This window comes from Ruminococcus bovis (genome assembly GCF_005601135.1).
Taxonomy (GTDB): domain Bacteria; phylum Bacillota; class Clostridia; order Oscillospirales; family Acutalibacteraceae; genus Ruminococcoides; species Ruminococcoides bovis.
Genome location: NZ_CP039381.1, coordinates 1,744,819 through 1,763,485, shown reverse-complemented (window position 1 = coordinate 1,763,485; position 18,667 = coordinate 1,744,819). Strand labels below are relative to the sequence as shown.

At 33.1% G+C, this 18,667-nt stretch carries 20 protein-coding genes; 3 read left to right on the top strand and 17 right to left on the bottom strand.

Annotated features, from left to right (window positions below; translation table 11 throughout):
- Positions 1-13: 13 nt before the first annotated feature.
- Entirely contained in the window at positions 14-964 is a 951-nt protein-coding gene (locus E5Z56_RS08280) for an undecaprenyl-diphosphate phosphatase (RefSeq protein WP_138157384.1), read from the bottom strand.
- 32 nt (positions 965-996) lie between these two features.
- Complete coding sequence (locus E5Z56_RS08275) at positions 997-1,722, bottom strand: ClpP family protease (RefSeq protein WP_138157383.1); 726 nt, start codon at positions 1,720-1,722, stop codon at positions 997-999.
- A 182-nt stretch (positions 1,723-1,904) separates the two neighbouring features.
- Between E5Z56_RS08275 and E5Z56_RS08270 the strand changes: the two genes are divergently transcribed.
- On the top strand, positions 1,905-3,176 hold the full coding sequence (locus E5Z56_RS08270) for a hemolysin family protein (RefSeq protein WP_022505557.1): 1,272 nt from the start codon (positions 1,905-1,907) through the stop codon (positions 3,174-3,176).
- 945 nt (positions 3,177-4,121) lie between these two features.
- Positions 4,122-4,877 carry a carbohydrate-binding protein gene (locus tag E5Z56_RS08265; RefSeq protein WP_138157382.1) on the top strand — a complete coding sequence of 252 codons (756 nt, stop codon included), beginning with the start codon at positions 4,122-4,124 and terminating at the stop codon, positions 4,875-4,877.
- A 129-nt stretch (positions 4,878-5,006) separates the two neighbouring features.
- Here E5Z56_RS08265 and E5Z56_RS08260 read toward each other — a convergent pair whose 3' ends face one another.
- The 11 genes from E5Z56_RS08260 to E5Z56_RS08210 all read right to left on the bottom strand — a co-directional run bounded on the left by E5Z56_RS08260 (position 5,007) and on the right by E5Z56_RS08210 (position 13,494).
- The gene (locus E5Z56_RS08260; protein ID WP_138157381.1) at positions 5,007-5,390 is read right to left on the bottom strand and encodes a putative ABC transporter permease; all 384 of its coding nucleotides are present in this window, start codon (positions 5,388-5,390) and stop codon (positions 5,007-5,009) included.
- Positions 5,391-5,441: 51 nt separating this feature from the next.
- On the bottom strand, positions 5,442-6,026 hold the full coding sequence (locus E5Z56_RS08255; RefSeq protein ID WP_138157380.1) for a toprim domain-containing protein: 585 nt from the start codon (positions 6,024-6,026) through the stop codon (positions 5,442-5,444).
- A complete protein-coding gene (holA, locus tag E5Z56_RS08250; protein WP_138157379.1) occupies positions 6,013-7,083 on the bottom strand; it encodes a DNA polymerase III subunit delta in 1,071 nt (356 codons plus the stop codon). Before holA ends, E5Z56_RS08255 begins: the two co-directional genes overlap by 14 nt.
- The gene (locus E5Z56_RS08245) at positions 7,084-9,243 is read right to left on the bottom strand and encodes a ComEC/Rec2 family competence protein (RefSeq protein ID WP_138157378.1); all 2,160 of its coding nucleotides are present in this window, start codon (positions 9,241-9,243) and stop codon (positions 7,084-7,086) included.
- Between the two features lie 14 nt (positions 9,244-9,257).
- Positions 9,258-9,791 (bottom strand): phosphoribosyltransferase family protein, encoded by a 534-nt coding sequence (locus E5Z56_RS08240; protein WP_138157377.1) that lies wholly within the window; start codon positions 9,789-9,791, stop codon positions 9,258-9,260.
- A 10-nt stretch (positions 9,792-9,801) separates the two neighbouring features.
- Positions 9,802-10,143, bottom strand: coding sequence for a histidine triad nucleotide-binding protein (locus tag E5Z56_RS08235; RefSeq protein WP_022505564.1), 342 nt, complete (start codon positions 10,141-10,143; stop codon positions 9,802-9,804).
- Between the two features lie 12 nt (positions 10,144-10,155).
- The gene (gene plsY, locus E5Z56_RS08230; RefSeq protein ID WP_138157376.1) at positions 10,156-10,902 is read right to left on the bottom strand and encodes a glycerol-3-phosphate 1-O-acyltransferase PlsY; all 747 of its coding nucleotides are present in this window, start codon (positions 10,900-10,902) and stop codon (positions 10,156-10,158) included.
- Entirely contained in the window at positions 10,902-12,227 is a 1,326-nt protein-coding gene (gene der / locus E5Z56_RS08225; RefSeq protein WP_138157375.1) for a ribosome biogenesis GTPase Der, read from the bottom strand. The genes plsY and der overlap by 1 nt, the downstream gene beginning before the upstream one ends.
- 237 nt (positions 12,228-12,464) lie before the next feature.
- Complete coding sequence (gene rpmF, locus E5Z56_RS08220) at positions 12,465-12,650, bottom strand: 50S ribosomal protein L32 (RefSeq protein ID WP_022505567.1); 186 nt, start codon at positions 12,648-12,650, stop codon at positions 12,465-12,467.
- Positions 12,651-12,674: 24 nt separating this feature from the next.
- Positions 12,675-13,169 carry a YceD family protein gene (locus E5Z56_RS08215; RefSeq protein WP_138157374.1) on the bottom strand — a complete coding sequence of 165 codons (495 nt, stop codon included), beginning with the start codon at positions 13,167-13,169 and terminating at the stop codon, positions 12,675-12,677.
- A gap of 79 nt (positions 13,170-13,248) precedes the next feature.
- Entirely contained in the window at positions 13,249-13,494 is a 246-nt protein-coding gene (locus E5Z56_RS08210) for a helix-turn-helix domain-containing protein (protein WP_138157373.1), read from the bottom strand.
- A gap of 211 nt (positions 13,495-13,705) precedes the next feature.
- On the opposite strand from E5Z56_RS08210, the gene E5Z56_RS08205 reads away from it, so the two are divergent.
- Positions 13,706-14,680, top strand: a complete 975-nt coding sequence (locus E5Z56_RS08205; RefSeq protein WP_232842419.1) for an Ig-like domain-containing protein — start codon at positions 13,706-13,708, stop codon at positions 14,678-14,680.
- A gap of 166 nt (positions 14,681-14,846) precedes the next feature.
- On the opposite strand, the gene E5Z56_RS08200 is transcribed toward E5Z56_RS08205, so the two are convergent.
- From E5Z56_RS08200 to E5Z56_RS11705, 4 genes are all read right to left on the bottom strand, one after another.
- Entirely contained in the window at positions 14,847-15,263 is a 417-nt protein-coding gene (locus E5Z56_RS08200; protein WP_138157372.1) for a hypothetical protein, read from the bottom strand.
- A gap of 37 nt (positions 15,264-15,300) precedes the next feature.
- Positions 15,301-16,638, bottom strand: a complete 1,338-nt coding sequence (locus E5Z56_RS08195) for a glucose-6-phosphate isomerase (RefSeq protein WP_138157371.1) — start codon at positions 16,636-16,638, stop codon at positions 15,301-15,303.
- Positions 16,639-16,771: 133 nt separating this feature from the next.
- Positions 16,772-17,911, bottom strand: a complete 1,140-nt coding sequence (locus E5Z56_RS08190; protein ID WP_138157370.1) for a D-alanyl-D-alanine carboxypeptidase family protein — start codon at positions 17,909-17,911, stop codon at positions 16,772-16,774.
- A gap of 47 nt (positions 17,912-17,958) precedes the next feature.
- Positions 17,959-18,120, bottom strand: coding sequence for a hypothetical protein (locus E5Z56_RS11705; RefSeq protein WP_175405429.1), 162 nt, complete (start codon positions 18,118-18,120; stop codon positions 17,959-17,961).
- Positions 18,121-18,667 lie beyond the last annotated feature (547 nt).

The window sequence follows — 18,667 nt, the reverse complement described above, 5'->3', positions numbered from 1 at the left end:
TAACCTTCTTTTACTATAGTGGAGTGTGTGAGAAAATATTGAAACCACAATTCATCTCAATTAGTGCAATAATAATACCCACAATACCGATTACTGCAGTATAAATTGCGAATATGTACATCTTGTCTGTCTTTAAGAACCATTTAAAAATCAAAATTGCTAAGTAACCTACAACTGCAGAAACTACCATACCGATAATAAGTGGAGCAACACCAAGTTCAGCAGTAGGTGATACATTTGAACCTAGAGCATCTTTTAGTTCAAAAACTGCTGACGCTAAAATTGTTGGAATACCTAGGATAAATGTATAGTCAATAGCCTTTTGCTTGTTGATACCACGCATTTCGCCAACTGCAAGAGTTGAACCTGAACGAGAGATACCCGGTAGTGTAGCAAATACCTGCATTACACCAACACAAATTGCATCAAGAACATTGTAGTTCTTTCTACCGTCTTCATTTTCTAAATCTTTTCTTGAATGAATTGCATGAGTACAAGTACGCTTATTACAAGCAATACCAATCCAAAGTAAAATTGAAGTGATAACTAAGAAACTTGCAACATAAATTAGGTACTTATTACCTGAGAACATTTCCGAAACATCCTTAAATACCATATCTGTACCCGGTACAGGAACAAATAGTAGGAACAGTGGAAGTAAACCGATAATAAGCATAAAAATCATATTTTCATCATCAGTTCTGTTTTTCCAACTAAACTTACCTGTGAAAATCTTTTTGATTAAACCGAAGAATGACTTTATCAAACTCCAAAGCAATTTGTAATAGAAAACACAAACTGCAAATAGTGTACCAACATGAAGCATAATGTTAAAGAAGAAGTTGCTTTCTCCGTCAACACCAAAGATATGTTGTACAAGTGTTAAATGTCCGGATGATGATACAGGTAAAAATTCTGTTAAACCTTGAACAATACCCATAACGATTGAATAGATATAATCCATAATTCTCTCTCCTTATGTAACTGCCGAAGCAGTTATTTTTGGTTGTTTATCATATCATAAAGTGAAGAAATTGCCTCACTTAATGTGCCTACCGAATCAATTAAGCCACATTTTACGGCTTTCTCTGAATCAAGAATTGTTCCAATATCCGTAACAAGTTCTCCGGTATTCAGTACAAGGCTACTGTACTTTTCCTTTGAAATGTTGGAATTGTCGCTGACGAATGTATTTATTCTTTCTTGCATTCTCTGAAAATACTCAAAACTCTGTGGCACACCAACAGTAAGACCGTTTGTCCTTACAGGATGTGCAGTCATTGTGGCACTTTTTGCAATAAAGCTTTTCTTTGCCGATACTGCAAGTGGTATACCGATTGAATGACCACCACCAAGTACAATAGAAACTGTTGGTTTCTTCATACCGGCAATAACCTCAGCAATTGCAAGTCCTGCCTCTACATCGCCACCGACTGTATTAAGCAAAATCAAAAGTCCCTTAACATTTGGGTCTTCCTCTACCGAAACCAGCAAAGGAATAATATGCTCATACTTAGTTGTTTTGTTCTGACTTGGAAGAATATAATGTCCCTCAATCTGTCCGATTATTGTCAGACAATGAATTAAGGTATCTTCCCTACCTGTTAAAACTGAACCGATGTTCTTGATACCCTCTGCATTTTCAGCAGATAGTGACGCCTCATCATTTTGTTCGTCATTTTCTTGATTAGATTTTAAATTAAAGTTATCTACATTATTCATTATATACACCTCAGCATTAGTTTTTGCCAAAGTTCAGATATAATGTACAAACTCCATATAATTATATCATTATATATATGTTTATTTCAAGAATATTTTTCCCATTTTATCCTTAAATTAATGATTGAAAATTGTATATAATGTGCTATAATTAGAATAATAATATTTTTGGGAGGAAATAATTGAATAGTAATGTAATATTAGGAATTGTCATAGGGCTACTTATCCTATGCTCTAGTTTCTTTTCCTGTATAGAAACTGCTTTCTCTTGTGTTAGTACAGCAAGGCTAAAGAATGAGGAAAGCAAAGGTAACAAGAAAGCAAAGAATGCTCTCTTTATCACAGAAAATTTTGACAAAGCACTAACCACAATATTAATTGGCAATAATGTTGTGAACCTTGGTTGTTCATCTTTGGCAACTGTACTTTGTATGAATATTTTTCAGAATTTTGCTGCTGCAATTTCAACCGGTCTTACAACAATACTTGTTCTTACATTTGGTGAGATTATTCCAAAATGTATCGGTAAAGAAAAAAGTGAGGCTGTTGCACTTAACACTGCAATTATCCTAAAAGGTTTAATGATTGTACTTACTCCACTATCATTTCTTTTCATTGCAATTAAAACCGGTGCATTAAAGTTACTTAACATTAGAAACGACTCACCTACTGTAACAGAAGATGAACTAAAATATATTATTGAACATTCTGAAAATGAAGGTGTGCTTGAAGAAGAAGAAAGTGAAATGGTACAGTCAGCCCTAGAGTTTGACGAAAAGTCAGCATTTGAGGTACTTACTCCTAGAGTTGATATGTTGGCACTTGACATTGATGATGACTTTGAAACTAACAAAAACAAGATTCTCACAGAAAGATACAGTAGAGTTCCTGTATATAAAGAAAATCTTGACAATATCTTAGGTATCCTATACACAAGGGATTACTTAGAAGAACTGATTGATGGTAAAACACCTGACATTAAGCTACTTATCAATGATGCATTCTTCACATATAAAAGCAGAAAGCTAAGTGCATTAATGAATGACCTTAGAAAAAATCAAGTTAATATGGCAATTGTTACTGATGAATACGGTGGTACACTGGGCATTGTAACAATGGAAGACTTGATTGAAGAAATTGTCGGTGAAATCTATGATGAAGATGAGGATATAGAGAAAGAATACACAAAGCTAAGAGAAAACTGCTACTTTGTTAGTGGCGACCTTGAATTTGACCAACTCCTTGAACTTACCGACAGAGAGGACTTTGACAATGATACAGAAAGTCACACCGTTGGTGGTTTTATCTTTGAACATATGGGAAGAATCCCTAAAGAGGGAGATAAGTTTGAGATTGATGGTCTTTCTTTTGAAGTTTATAAGGTTGAAGAAAGAAGAATCATCAGTGCAATTGTTAAGGTTGACCCATCAAAAGTAAAGAAAGAAGAAGAGTAATTTTAAGTATTAATTTTATGATTTTTCTGTTTTTGTTTTCAGGTTCTGACTTTTGGCCTTAAACTTTCGGTTTCCTAAATCTTTGGAATTCTAAACTTTTTTGACTTAAATTTGGAACTTAGATTTTAGAACTTTAAATTTTGGGGACTTTAAATTTGGGGACTTTAAATTTGGGGACTTTAAATTTTAAATTTCATATAAGTGGATTAAATAACTTATTCTAAACTAGGTGGTTATCCCACCTAGTTTTTCTTTTGTTATTTTTTATTTTAATTTTATTTGTAGGTTAGGGTAAATTCGTTCTGCAAATTAGGGTTTGTCTTTTTAATTTAAATTGTTGGTTAAGGTGAATTTGTTTTAAATTAAATCGGCTATAAAGAAAAATTCATAGTGAGAATATGTACATAAAATCGTATAAAACCCTGACTCACAGGTGTAGGGGACATCATTGATGTCCCGTTACAAACTAGCCTTTATATAGGTACTTTGCCCTATGTAGATATTATAAATTTATAGTCTGCAAATAGGACAATAATCCCATAGGTATCACACTTTTTGACGGGCGAACGATGTTCGCCCCTACCTCTGTGAGCCATAATATGATATAAAAATTGATACTGTTTATGCTCCGAAATATCGTTGTAATATGAATTGTGCAACCACAAAATTTACATTTTATACAAGGACATAGTTTACACTTTTTATAATATAACAACTCCACAAACCCTAATTTATAAAGCAGAACGGCAAATGTAAAATATAATTTAACAAAGAAAATTTGTAAATTTAATAATTTATATGTTGACATATGTTATAAATTGGTATATAATACAATCATCCTAAATGTTTAGGTAAATATTTAACATTTTTATTTGATTAACCAATTGTATTTTCTTAAGTGAAATAATAGTACTATTTTATAATTGGTTTGGAAAGGAGTCAATTATGACTAAAAAAAGACTAATCCCTTTTGCAGTTGTTTTAGTAATGTTGTTCTCTATTTTCTCTGCTATTCCATCTGTTGGGGCTACATCAACAACACCGGTAAAACTGATTTATGCAACACCTAACGGAGTAGATGGTATTGGTGCATCAGGTTACATTGAGGTTGAAAACATTGCTTATGAAAAGAATGTTACTGTTCATTATTCATATAACGGTATTGACTGGTATGACTGTTCAGCACAGTACTACAAGCCTACTCACGGTAACTATGAGGCTTGGTCATTTACAACACCGGGTATTGCAAGACCGGGTGGTGATTTACCTGTAACTGTTCAGTTTGCTATTAAGTATGAAGTAAACGGCAACACATATTGGGACAACAATGACGGTAATAACTACAAAGTATATTCCGGTTATCACGCACCATCTTTCTATGATTTTGGTTGTGGTGGAGCTAAAAGCTACTATTCTTTTATAGATATAGACAATAATTTTTCCGGTGCAGTTCAGCTAAAAAATCTTGGCTATGAAAAGGATGTAAAGGTAGTTTACTCTACTGACAACTGGAAAACAACTAATACTGTTAATGCTGAATATTATTCATCTTCAAAGGGTTATGTAGATGGCTCTGTTGAAGTATGGTACTATTCTGTTCCTGTTGATGCTAATTCACTACAGTACAGAATTGAATACACAGTAAACGGCACAACTTATGTTGATGACAACTTTGGTGCTAATTATACTGTCACAAAATAAAGTACAAGTTTTAGTTTTTATTCATATACCTACTTCCTATGGAATGCTGAGGCATTATGCCTCAGCATTTCTCTTTTGTGGATTTTTATTATTTTAAAATAAAATACATTTATGCATAGATAAAAAAATTCAGGACTCTGCAACTTTCCTAATTTTATTTGCAATAAAGTTGATTGGAATACAGAGGAAACCCCACAATGTGCTATAAAGAATACAAATCTGACCTGACAGATTAAGTGGCATTCTGCTGTAATTCCACACATTCATATGAAAAGTTAAGTTAACTATACAACCAACCACAAATTCAAGTGCAGTTATTACAATTGCACCTAAAACGCATTTTTCCATTAAAGAATAATTACTCATATATCCAAACAGTTTATACAAAGTTAAAAAGCATAATCCACCAAGTAGTACCATTGTCCAATGGGTGTTACCTCTCCACATAATTTCAATCATTGCATAGGTAACTCCACCAATCAGAAACACCACCATATCCCATTTTATACTCATAAAAAATCACCACTTTTAGTATTAGTTAAAGTGGTGATTTTATTTATCATATTAATTTTTCTCTAGAATTTCTTTTATCTCATCTTTTGTAACCAGCACATTTAAAGCTGAAATCATTGCATTAGTTGTTAGGTATGTAGGTAGGTCAAGATACTTTAGCACCTTTTCCCTATTTACCTTTGAATTATCTCTACCTGTTAAGCCAAGTTCAAAGAAATCATTTTTTGTAATTTCTTCGGTTTGCTTAACATTTTCCCCTTCAATAGTGGCATTTGACCTTTTGATTGCATTTATAATTTCTTCATCACTAATACCCTCAACACCTAGGTAACCCTCTTTTGATGGTTTTTCTTTTCTCTTTTCCTTACCCTTTAGCTGAGGAATATAGCACTGTTTAATTGTACTGTCCTTTACAATACCCTTTAAGAAATTTCTAATTACAAAACCTGCTGAGTCACTGTCTGTAATTATCAGCAGTCCTCTTTTATTTGCCAGTTGCCTAATTAAATTTTGCTTTTCTTTATCCTTGAAAACTCTAAAACCGTTTGTTTCAATAATAGGTGCATCAATAATGCCTTTTAGCTTTATTTTGTCATACTTACCTTCTACAACAACTGCCTCTTTAATTCTTAGCATAGCTAATCTCCTTTGCTATTAAAGAAAGTTTTGCAATTAATTTTTCTACTAATATTCTACCGTTAGCTGATGTACTTTTTAGCTTTAAGTCTGTATTAATAATTTCATCAATACTTTTTCTGATTGCCGGTGTTGAGATATACCTACCGTCTCTAGCTGAATTAGTCAGCACAAAGCTTCTTTTGCCATAGTTAAATTCATTTGCTACCACAGTAATCGGAATTCCACTTTCACCGGCTACTCTAGCTCTATACAAATCCATATATGCATTTGCAATATTTGCAACAATAATAATAGGCTCTGTCTTTTGATAAAAGAGAATATCAAGTTCTTTATATGCTCTTTGCAAATCATTTTTGATAATATAATTTGAAATATAATAAACCTTAGTTTCTAGATTAATATGAACCAAATCGTTTATCATATCAATGGTAATTTCTTTACCGTCAGCATAGGCACAAAGTTTATCAATTTCATTTTGTAAAGCAGTTAAATCTGTACCAACATAATCAACAATTTTACCTGCATTAGCTAGGGTTAATGGGCATCCTCTCTTGGACGCTGCTCTGACTAACTCTTTTGATGTTGCATGAGAATCATACTTGGGGTACTCAACCACAACACCGTTTTTATTAACCAGCTTTACAATAGACTTAAACTGAGCCTTTCTTGTATCTTTTCTGCCTTCCATACCACCTGTTGACAGTGTAGGGAAAGTAAAAATCAACTTAGTTGATGGTGAAAGATTCTTGATAATAGTCTTTAGCTTTTCCATATCTGACTTAATAAGTGAATCAATGTTTAAGTCAGTTACCACAACACAATTGTATTCACTCATAAATGGCATAACATCACAAGCTACTGCAATATCATTTAGTTCACTGTTATTGTCAAAATTATGGAAGTTAAATTCAGGTGGTTCTTCCCCCATTATTGCAGTTACAAGTTGCTTTGTATAAACCTTTACCAAGAACTTTTCTTCACCATAGATTAAATAAACATTGCTAAATTCTTTTTTCTTAATTTGTCTTTTAAATTCCGATTCATTTAGTACCATTTACCACACCTCTGTTTTTGAAGAAAAGTCACCATTAAAAGTTGTATAAAGTTCATTTGAATTTATTGCGATATTTTTCATTGCATTTTTATAACTGTCTTCTGTACAACACAAAATAAGAAGATTTGTATTTATCAAATTGCTATTACTTATGTAAGATTTATCTGTAACTGTAATGTTAGGGTTACGATACTGTTTGTCTAAGTATTTACAATCACCATTAGGTGGCAAAATCAAAATTGACTTATCATTAACTTTAGCATAAATAAAAACACTATTATTTCTAACAAGATATGTTATCTTTATATCACCTATATTTACAGTAGTGTCTTTCTTAAATTCTGAAATATTTTCATAGCTATATGTACTTTCATAATTTCTTTTATCTATCCTATGATATAGTAAAACCTTCTTTAAGTCAAATTCATTTAAAACATCACTACTGAAAATTGACCTTTTACTACTGTTATCTGTAATACCGAAAAAGTCATAACTGTTGCTACTGTCACCTAAACCGGTAATAGGATCGTAGGTAACAGAACCACCACTACTGAGGATTGCTGATTTATTCTTACAATGAACACTAAGGGTTATGCCATTACCTGTATCATAAACATTGATTCTAGGTGTATTGTAGCTAACTATATAATCAGAAACCGAACCTACCACTAACACAAAAATCATAACCAAAGTAGCTAAAGGTACAGTTCTTTTATAATTCTTTGAAAGAACTACTAAGCAAATCATTGCAAAACACATTCCAAGGAATACATATACAAAAACTTTATTTGTACTAATATAACTGAAAGGTAATTTTGATGTAGTACTTGCCACCCAACTAATATAGGTTGCCAATTTATCAGCTATAAATAGAAATGGTGAATATAGTACTGCAATGCCTGTTAGTCCTAAAACTCCACCTATCATAACCACAACAAGTAACAATTCAAACACAGGTGAAATAAGTAAATTTGAAAATACTTGTACCAATGAAATTCTTTTAAAGAATAATATTAATATAGGTGTTGAGAAAGTACAAGCTGACAAAGTTATTGCTATTAAGTCTAATATATAAATTAAAATTCTTTTATGGGATTTTAACTTCTCTACTAAGAAAATTCTTATAGGTTTTGAGAAAAGTATTATTCCCATTGTTGAACCAAAAGAAAGCAACAACCCAACATCACCGGCAGAATAAGGATTGAAAAGCAAAATCACAAATGCTGAAATACCAAGGCTATTTAAAGAGTCAGACTGTCTACTAACCATCATTCCAAGTAACATAAGGATAACCATTATGCTACTTCTGATTACAGAAAAAGAAAGTCCCGTAAGCACCATATAAAACAAAACTAAAAGTATTGTTAATGGACAATAGATAAACTTTTTCCTAAACAGCTTTTTGAATATGAATAGAAATATCATAGATACAACACTCATATGCATACCGGAAACCACCAACAAATGTGACATACCGGCCTTTTTAAAGTCACTTTTCACATTATCGGTAAGGTAATTCCTTTCGCCAAAGCCTATTGCACTACAAATACCACCATTGTCACTACCCATATAAGAATTGATTACAGTTACTAACATTTCCCTTAATTTATAAGGAAAATATTTTAAAGAATGTGATGTTGCCTTAGTTACTGCACAATTACTGTTGTCATAGATTGTTGCCTTCAGATAGTAACCTTTAGTTTTGTAATAGTCAGTTGAATTATTCTTTAGAGTGCCTACAAAATCAACAGTATCATCCAAATCAGCCTTTATGTCACCTTTTGAAATTAGGGTAAGTTTTACTGATTTTTCTTCACTTCCAATGGTAGTGGTTTTTACAGGATAATAATACTGACCAAAGTTTTCATATGGTGAGTCAATTACAATTCCCGATACTGTTGTTTCTTCATCAGAATTATTATATACAATCGGTTTATAATAGAAACTTGTGAAAATAGCGAAAAACAGTGCTGAAAAAATTACAACACCTAAAACCAACTTTATATAGTAATTCTTCCTATACTTCTTCATTATGAAAGAAAGTACAAACAATACAAAAGCAATAGCAGAAAGAATTAGTGAAAACTTTACACCAACAAAATAAGCGAATGAAAGCACTACTAAAGAAGTTATCCCAAGTAATGCACCCATTCGCTTCATAGTTTTACCTCATATTATGTAAATAGTGGTAGTTTCTCTAGGAATACAATGTCATCTCTTTCAGCAGCATCACCCTCAGCAAGAACTGATGCACAACAAGCAGTATGACCACCGGCAGACTTACAAAGAGCCTTTAGTGCTTCTAGGCTTTCACCTGTGCTGATAACATCATCAACAATAAGAACATTCTTACCCTTAAGCATATTAGCCTTTGCACCGTCAAGATATAGCTTTTGTACTTTTTGTGTTGTGATAGACTTTACATTAACAGACACAATATCGTTCATATAAAGTTTAACTGACTTTCTTGCAACAACATAAGGCTTGTTGCTTTGTCTTGATATTTCATAAGCTAAAGGAATACCCTTTGCTTCAGCAGTCAAAATAACATCAAAGTCACTGACTTTCTTTAGTAATTCCGTTGCTGACTTTACAGTAACTTCTGTGTCACCAAACATAATAAATGCTGCAATAGTTAGGTTGTCATCAACTTTACAAAGTGGAAGTTCTCTCTCACAACCGGCAATAGTCATTTTATATGATTTCATAATTTACTCCTTAAGCCATTTCTGTGTTAAGTTTCTTACCACCAAGTAGATGGAAATGTAGGTGGAAAACTGTCTGACCTGCTTCCTCTTTGCAGTTAGTTACTACTCTGTAGCCGTTTTCAAGTCCAAGTTCCTTTGCAACCTTAGGAATAACTTCAAAAATGTGAGCAACTACTGAAGAATTTTCACTTGTAATTTCATCAGCACAACATATATGTTCCTTTGGAATAAATAAAACATGAACGGGAGCCATAGGGTTTAAATCCTTGAAACAAAGAATTTGGTCATCCTCGTAAACCTTTGTTGATGGGATTTCACCTGAGGCAATTTTACAAAAAATACAATCACTCATAACAAATACTCCTTACTTTTTTGCTTTTATTTTTTTCTCTTCCCCACGAAGTAGTCTGCCGATATTCTCATGGTGCTTGATTATAACAACAACACCTGTTAGCAACGCAATGGCAGAAACAATAAATACATAGGTTAGAGATAGAATTTGTGTAGTCTGATTTCTATATTCAAAGAAATATGTAACTAAGAAAGTAATTGGTCCGTAAAGTGCTGCACAAATAAGTGAACCTAGAGAAATAATCTTGCTACATAGGAAGATTATTAGGAAGATACCTAGGATAATTAGGAATGTTCTCCAGTCCAGTACAAAAATCATACCGATTGCAGCAACAACACCCTTACCACCTTTAAAGTGGAAATAAATTGGGAACATATGACCAAGAATACAACAGAAACCTGCAACATAGTTACATATTGAAGTACCTTCTACAAGTAAGTTTTGGTTAGTAGCCAAGAACACCTGTGCATCATTACTGTGGAAAATTGATGTAAATACTGCAACACCTACCCACATAAATACATTGGATAAAAGCACTGCCACAACAGCCTTTAAAAAGTCACACACAATGGTGATGATAGCCGGAACTTTACCAACACAACGAAGTACATTGGTAAAACCGGCATTGCCACTACCCATTTCTTTAATATTGCCACCTTTAGTTACAATCTTAGTAACAATGATGGCTGTGTTAATTGAACCAAGCAAATAAGCTAATATTGCCGGAATAATGCAAGATAAAGCAATTATCAAATACATTAGTACTTTTCTCCTCTCTCTCTGACAATAATACGGATTGGTGTACCCTCTAGTCCAAATGACTCACGAATACGGTTTTCCAAATATCTTTGATATGAGAAGTGAAAAAGCTCCTTATTATTACAGAAAAATACAAATGTAGGAGGCTTAGTAGATGCCTGAGTACAATAATAAATTTTAAGTCTTTTACCCTTATCTGTAGGTGGCTGAACTCTGGTTGTTGCAACATTTAATAAATCATTTAGCATACCTGTACGGATACGCATTGCGTTATTGTTTGCAACAGTTGTAATAAGTTCAAACAGGTTGTTAACTCTCTGACCTGTTTTTGCAGAAATGAAAATATATGGTGTATAGCTCATAAATGCAAATTCTCTGTCAAGAGTCTTTCTAAAGTCACCCATTGTGTGAGTATCTTTATCAATAGCATCCCACTTATTAACTGCGATAATACAACCTTTACCGGCTTCAAGTGCCATACCGGCAACCTTACTGTCCTGTTCAGTATAGCCAACTTCAGCATCAATCATAATTACACAAACATCACATCTGTCAATTGCCATTCTGGCTCTGATGATACTGTACTTTTCAATATTGTCATAAACTCTGGCTTTTCTACGCATACCGGCAGTATCAATAAAGTTGAATTTACCAAATTCGTTTTCAACAATAGTATCAATAGAATCTCTTGTTGTACCGGCAATATCAGAAACAATACAACGGTTCTCACCTGTAATATAGTTAATAAGTGATGACTTACCAACATTAGGCTTACCGATAACTGCAACAGAAATTACATCTTCATCAAGTTCAGCTTCATCTTCCGGTGGTAGGAACTTACAAACCTCTTCAAGCAAGTCGCCTGTACCTGTACCATGAACAGAAGAAACCTGAATTGGTTCACCTAAACCTAGGTTATAAAATTCATAAAACTGTGCAGGTGGTTCACCGATTTGGTCACATTTATTTACACAAAGTACAACCGGCTTACCACTCTTCTGTAGCATTTGAGCAACTTCTTCATCAGTTGCAACAACACCATCACGAACATCAGTTACAAGAACAGTAACATCAGCAGTATCAATAGCAAGTTCTGCTTGTCGTCTCATTTGTTTTAGGATAACATCATCGGAATATGGTTCAATACCACCTGTATCAATAATACGGATTTTGCGATTGTTCCACTCACATTCACCATAAATTCTATCACGAGTAACACCGGGAGTATCATCTACAATAGAAAGACGCTCACCTATAAGTTTATTAAACAATGTTGATTTACCAACATTCGGTCTGCCTACAATAGCTACGATTGGTGTGGACATAAAACCCCTCCTATCTATAAATCAAAATTTTTAATTTTTCAATTCTTAACATTTGAGCATAATCAAATATTACAAATAAAAATATTTATCTCAAATACTAAACATAATAATCCATTAATTTTAAGCTAAATATACTTTTATTATACCCTATTTAACGGCAAAATAAAAGATAATATAAGAAATATTTGACATAAAAAAAGACGGATATGAAATCCGTCTGTTTTTTATAAATTAAAATTATTCAGCTTCTACTGCAATAACCTGTCTGCCGTTGTACTGACCACAGTTCTTGCAAACCTTATGTGGAGCTTTGTATTCGCCACATGTTGGACAAACTGCAAGTGCAGGAGTGTTTAACTTCCAAACATTGGATCTTCTCTTCATTTTTCTTGCGTGTGAATGTTTTCTCTTTGGTACTGCCATTTTTATTTCCTCCTGTAATATATGTTATTTCAATAATTCCTTTAGTACCTCTAAACGAGGGTCAATTTCTTCTGTCTGACAACCACATTCTCCATCATTCAAGTCCTTACCACACTTAGGGCAAATACCCTTGCAGTCCTCTTTACATAGGAACTTAACAGGTAAGTTAAGAATAATATCTGTTTGAACACAATTATCAACATCAAGAGTGTAATCCGGAACTTCAATGTAGTCATCATTGTCATCACCCTGAAGTGAAACCACAAGACGATGATTAAACTGGTAATTTAATTCTCTACTAACATCCTTAAAACACCTGTCACAAGGACGGTTGTAGGTAAATGATACATCAAAATTAACATCAACAAGACCAGCACGGTTTAAAGCCTCACCCTTTACCATTATAGGTGAAACGAATGGATAAACACCACTAATGTCTATGTCTGACATTGAAAAGGAATACTCAAAAGCCTTTTTACTGCCTTCCTGTAGGAAAACTTCTTTAAGGTTTAATATCATAAATACACCTTCTCCCAATAAACACGACTAATATTATACTCATCAAGTAGCATTTTGTCAATAGAAAAATGCCATTTTATTAGATTTTTTCTGAATTTTTTGTAATTTCTTCTTCAATACATTTTACAAGCTCATGAGGTTTCATTTCCAGTGCATTTGCAATCTTCCATATTGTTTCAAAATTTGCTTTCTTAGTGCCGTTTTCCACCATAGCAAGGTGACTTCTTGCCATACCGGCAAAGCCACTTAAAATCTCTTGAGAGATTTTCTTTTCCTTTCTAAGTTTCCTTATCACATTGCCAACTGCATATTTATCGAATTCCATATAAACACCTCAAAGGTTAGTTTATAAAAAATTTCTCATTTTTATGTATACGATAGTAGACAATTTATAATTTATATGATACAATAAACAAAAAGAAATCACATAATACTACACTATTATTGCAAATTGTTCAATAATATATAAGGAGGTCATTATATGGTTAGATAATAATTTTTTAACAATATTTTAATTTTATTAAGGAGTGTAGAAAATGAAAAAAATAATATCATCCATCATTGTGCTTACCCTACTGGCAAGTACAATCCTCATTACCCCTATTGTTGCAAGTGCCAATACTGTTATCCCTAATGACAACAAGTGGCATCAGTTTAATGTTAATGCAGAAAGCACATATACATATGACATTGTTGTTCCTGCAACAGGTAGAATTAATATTAATATGTTCTTTGCTAATTATGGTGGTAACTGTGAGTACTATCTATACGATAACGATTATCAAACTGAATTAGTTAGAAATTCTACATACATTGATGAAAGTATTCCTAAAACAGAGAATTTTGAAGTTATACTCTCAAAAGGAACTTATCATTTAGTTTTTAAAATTTACGAACGAGGTGGATATATAAAAGCTAAATCAAAGTTTATTAATTATCATTGTAATACCAAGAATAATAGTGCATATGATAACCCTAATGTTTTAGCTAATAACAAGATTTATACAGGTGCTTTTACTGAAACGAACAACGACTATGCTTGGTATAAATTCACTATTCCATCAAGAAGAATTGTAAAAATTTCTTTTTGGTCATACTTTTCTTGGTTAGAATATGACATATATAATAAAGATATACAAAAATCATATATTTCTGGTGCTTTATCAGGAACGGTGTCTTCGCCAAGTGGAAAAACCGAAACATTCATACTTAATAAAGGTACATACTATATAAAAACAAAAGTAGGATGGAATGATATAGATAAATACAAAGTCAGAGTAACTTCTTTTACAACGCCAAAACTTAACTGCAAATCTGCTACCATTAAGAGAAACAGAACAAAGCAACTAAAAGTTTCAGGTGGTTTAGGTGCTATTAAATGGTCATCATCTAACAAAAGAATTGCAGTAGTTAATTCTAAAGGTAAAGTTACCGGCAAGAAAAAGGGTACTTGCTACATTTACTCAAGAAGATGTGGTTACAAAATGAGTTGCAAAATTAGGGTAAAATAATAATAGCAAAACGGAGTTGTAAAACTACAACTCCGTTATTTTTACGCCTTTTAAATTTAACTAAAATAATTCATCCTAAACAAATAATGGTAAACCGTCAAAAAAGGACTGTTAAGTAACAGCCCTTTTAAGAGTTTTTAATTTAATTTTGAAAACTAATCTAAAATTAAACCTTTTCGCAAACTGCGTTAATACCTACCGGTAGGTCTTCTTCAGCAGCAGAAATTAGGAAAGTAATCTTTGTTTCTGATGCGTCAGCTAGGTTAGATGCTTTCTTAACGAATGCTTCTAAACCGTCAATACCTTCTGGGCAAATCTTAAGTGTGCTATCAACAAAGATGTCTGTAACATCATAGTTACCTGCACAGATACCACTTAGGAAACCGAATAAAGCATCATAGCCCTGAATTTCGTAATGGTCAGTGTCAACAAGTCTAGCCTTATGAGTTACATCATATGTAAGCTTTTGACCTTTCTCAACAACAACAACATTGCCACTTGATGAAGCAACAGCTTCGTTAGCAAGTTGGATTAATTTCTTAGTTTTGCCTGAACCTTTCTTACCTGTTAGTAAAGTTACCATTTAGTCGTCCTCCTTTTAGGATAAATTTTAATATTTTTTAGTTAAGTCTTGCTTCTAGTTCAGCTTTCTGATCTTCATAACCAGGTTTGCCAAGTAGAGCAAACATATTCTTCTTGTATGATTCTACACCAGGCTGGTTGAATGGGTTAACACCTAGTAGGTAACCACTGATTGCACAAGCCTTTTCAAAGAAGTAAATTAGGTAGCCTAGTTCTGTTTCTGTCATTTCTTCAACATCAAGAACCATATTAGGAACGCCACCGTCATTATGAGCAAGAACTGTACCCTGGAAAGCCTTCTTGTTAACAAAGTCCATAGTCTTGCCTGATAGGAAGTTTAGACCATCAACATTTTCAGGGTCTGTATCAAGAGTAATTTCTCTTGCAACCTTACCAAACTGTACAACAGTTTCGAATAATGTTCTTCTGCCTTCCTGAATGTACTGACCCATTGAGTGTAGGTCTGTTGAGAATACAACAGATGCAGGGAAGATACCCTTGTTGTCCTTACCTTCACTTTCACCAAACAACTGCTTGAACCATTCGTTCATCATTGTAAATGCTGGTTCATAAGCAACAAGTAGTTCTGTCTGGTAACCCTTTCTGTAAAGAATGTTACGAAGTGCAGCATACTTATAACAGTCATTTGTAAATAGGTCATCGTTATCAAAGTCGTTCTGAGCCTTTCTAGCACCTGCCATAAGAGCATCAATGTCACAACCTGCAACTGCAATTGGAAGTAGACCAACAGCTGTTAGTACTGAGAATCTACCACCTACATCATCAGGTACTACGAATGTTTCGTAACCTTCCTTAGTAGCAAGTTCCTTTAGAGTACCCTTTGCCTTATCAGTAGTACAGAAGATTCTTTCCTTAGCACCTTCCTTGCCGTACTTCTTTTCCAGCATTTCACGAAGAACTCTGAAAGCGATAGCAGGTTCTGTTGTTGTACCTGACTTTGAAATCATATTAATAGAAACATCTTTACCCTCACAGATTTCTACAAGTTCAGAAAGAGCATTACTGCTGATTGAGTTACCTGTAAAGAAAATTTGTGGAGTATCTTTGCATAGTAGATTATAGTTAGGGGATTTTAAAAATTCAATAGCTGCTCTTGCACCAAGGTAAGAACCACCAATACCGATAACGATAAATACATCAGTATTCTTCTTAACTTTTTCAGCAGCTGCCTTAATACGAGCAAATTCTTCCTTATCGTAATCTGTTGGAAGTGTTAACCAACCGATAAAGTCATTACCTAGGCAATCACCTGTATGAAGTGCATTATGAGCAAGTTTCACCTGTGGTGCCATTGCTTCATATTCATGTTCACTTACAAATCCCTTTAAATATTTGTCACTTAACTTAGTAGCCATTTCTTTTTGTGCCTCCTTATCATTCCATAAAAGAATTATACACATATTATTTTATGGATTGGCACTATTATACTATATTTTGTATGTTTTTGCAACAGAAAAGTAACACTTTCACTAAATAAAATTTAATTTTTTATAAAGACACTAAAAAAGCCCACAAGTATCGGAAAGAATTAGCAAAAGAACATTCTTCTATATCTTCTTTTGCCTTAACTTTTACCTTTTCCACTAACTTTCCGTTTAAATTATATTCAATTTCACCAATCACCCGGTCTTGCTTTACCGGTGCATCTATTGAGTCAGGAATGTTTACTTTTGTATCTATTTTATCATTATTGCCTTTTGAAATTAAAATCGACTTAGGTTCATTTGCAATTAGTGAAAGTTCTTTTTTCATCCCTTTATTTACTTTGATTATATCAATCTTTACTTTTTCAGGTACTTTTATTCCGAAATTATTAAAACCATAGTCAAGCATTGTTGAGGCACTTTTGAATCTTTCATTGGTACTGTCACAACCTAAGGACACTGCAATTAGGTTCATTCCATCTCTTCTTGCTGTTGCAGAAATACAACTTCCCGCCTCTGATGTTGTGCCTGTTTTTAGTCCTGTAATGCCGTTATATGACTTTAAAAGTTTATTGGTATTTACAATTTGAGTTTTGCCATCTCGCAAGAAATCAAGCCATATGGAAGTATAATCAAAAACTTTAGTATGTTTTATAAGTTCTGCTGACATTAAAGCCACATCATATGCACTTGAATAATGACCTTCCTCATCAAGTCCGTTGCAATTCTTAAAAACAGTATCTTTCATACCAAGTTCTTTTGCTCTTGTGTTCATTCGCTTTACAAAGGCATCTTCACTACCTTCGGTATATTCAGCCAAAGCTACTGCTGCATCATTAGCAGAAGCAACTAATGTTGCCTTTAGCATATCATCAAGGGACATTTGCTCTCCCTCTTCAAGCCAAATATCCGAACCACCCATTGAGGATGCGTGTTTACTTGCAGTTACAGTATCTTTCAGGCTGATTTTTCCACTTTCAATATCCTCCATAACAAGCAAAACGGTCATTACTTTTGTAATAGAGGCTACTGACCTTTTTTTGTGACTATTTTTCTCATAAAGAATATTAAAGTTATCACCCTCAACCAATATTGCTGATGGTGCTGATATATCTTCGGCAGTAAGTGCCTTTGCTCCTATCGGCAAAGAAAACAATATCATCAACACGCTGAGTAATATTGAAAAGCTCCTTTTCACATACATTTTAACACCTCTTTCAAATAGTAAAATGTATGTGGATAAGGCTTATATTATGAATTGAGATTATCTAAATTTTCTAATTCTTCAATAGTTTTATTTACTACTTTTCCCTCTTCAACTTCCTTTATGGCTTTCTCAATTTGTATTTTGTTTGAGTCTGAATAGAATAATTTATTTTCTTTTATAGAATTTTGATTATTTTTCTTATTCATTATTATCACTTCCTTACTTCATTTTAATAAAATAATCATCCTTAATCAAGGTAGTTGTTATGTAATTTTTTCATATAAAAAATTTTAAATTTTCCGATTTCATTTGTAGGTTAAAATAAATTAGGGTTTGTGGGGTTATTAAAATATAAAAAGTGTAAACGATATTCTTGTATAAACTGTAAACTATGAGATTGTATAATTCATAATATAACAATATTTTGTAGCAAAAGCAATGCCATTTTTTATATCATATTATGGCTCACAGATGTAGGGGCGAACACCGTTCGCCCGTTAAAAAGTGTGATACCTATGGGATTATTGTCCTGTTTGCAGACAATAAATTTATAATATCAGCATAGGGCATAATACCTTTATTTAGGATAGTTTGTAACGGTCCAACAATGTTGGACCCTACAACTGTAACTCATAATTCTTGTTACATTTAATAGTTAGAAATAAAGGAAAGTTTCAGATAATATGGAATTGTAAATGAATTTACAATTCCAACCACTCCTTTCGTCACCATTCGGTGACACTTTCCTCAGCG